This window comes from Brachyspira catarrhinii, from assembly GCF_005518285.1.
GTDB lineage: Bacteria > Spirochaetota > Brachyspiria > Brachyspirales > Brachyspiraceae > Brachyspira > Brachyspira catarrhinii.
On record NZ_SJDU01000602.1, the window covers coordinates 1 to 970 of the forward strand.

Consider the following 970-nt stretch of genomic DNA (forward strand, 5'->3'; position numbering starts at 1 on the left):
ACACTATACATATTTTTACCTCTTTTTTATTAATTATTTTTAATAATAATAGCATTTTTTTATTTTTTGTCAATAGGTTAAATAAAAAAAATTTTGAAATCTGACATATCAAAAAAATAATTTTATATTGATAAATTTTTTATTATTAATATAATATCAATATATCGTTCTTAATTTCCGATAATTTTTATTAAGGATTTAAAAACGAATATTTTTTAATAAGCGAGTGTTAATATGTTTGATTTGGATGTCGTAAACGCTTTTAGCAAAGGCACGGTAATAATCTTAAAAAGTTATTTCAATTCAAAAGTTCTCAAAGGCGATGTGCGAATATACAGAAACGCAAATCATGTGGGAGGCGTTATAGTTTTTATAGGAATTACGGGAGATTTAAGCGGAAGATTAATGTTCAATATGAGCAAAGCAACGGCGTTCAAATTGGCGTCCGCTCTCAATTCCGAGTCGATTACTATTATAGACGATATATTTGTATCAACGATAAAAGAATTTGTGAATATGGTTGCGGGAAGCGCAATAAACGATTTATACACAAAACATATCGATTTGGATATGACTCCGCCAGCGATTCTTATGAGCGAACAGATTGCGATGCTCGAAAAAGAAAACGATAAAATTCTTTCGATAAATTATAAAACCGAATTCGGCGATATATTTATGAATCTAATTTTATTCAATCAATCGAAATCGTAAATTATATTAATGATAAAATTTTTTATATTATTATTTATTTTAGTTTTGTTATTAAAATTTATTATAGATAAAATAACGATAATAAAAAAGTCAAATCGCTTTATAAACAAATATTTTTTTGAAGATAAACTTTATTCTGCCGAAGAAGTTTCAAATATTTTCAAATTGGATAAAGAACATTTTTTTTCTCTTATAAACACTCTTGAAAAATATAATTATTTTTCTTTCTTTAATAAAAGAGGAATAATCATGACAAAAG

The 970-nt window shown here is 25.1% G+C and carries 2 protein-coding genes; both read left to right on the forward strand.

Going from position 1 to position 970, the window contains the following annotated elements; translation table 11 throughout:
* Positions 1-234: 234 nt before the first annotated feature.
* Complete coding sequence (locus tag EZH24_RS12565; protein ID WP_137999389.1) at positions 235-711, forward strand: chemotaxis protein CheX; 477 nt, start codon at positions 235-237, stop codon at positions 709-711.
* 9 nt (positions 712-720) lie between these two features.
* On the forward strand, positions 721-970 hold a 250-nt coding region (locus EZH24_RS14370; protein WP_161976178.1), incomplete at its 3' end, for a hypothetical protein.

Coding starts and splice junctions, on each gene's coding strand:
- EZH24_RS12565 (WP_137999389.1), top strand. CDS start 235: ATGTTTGATTTGGATGTCGTAAACGCTTTTAGCAAAGGCACGGTAATA.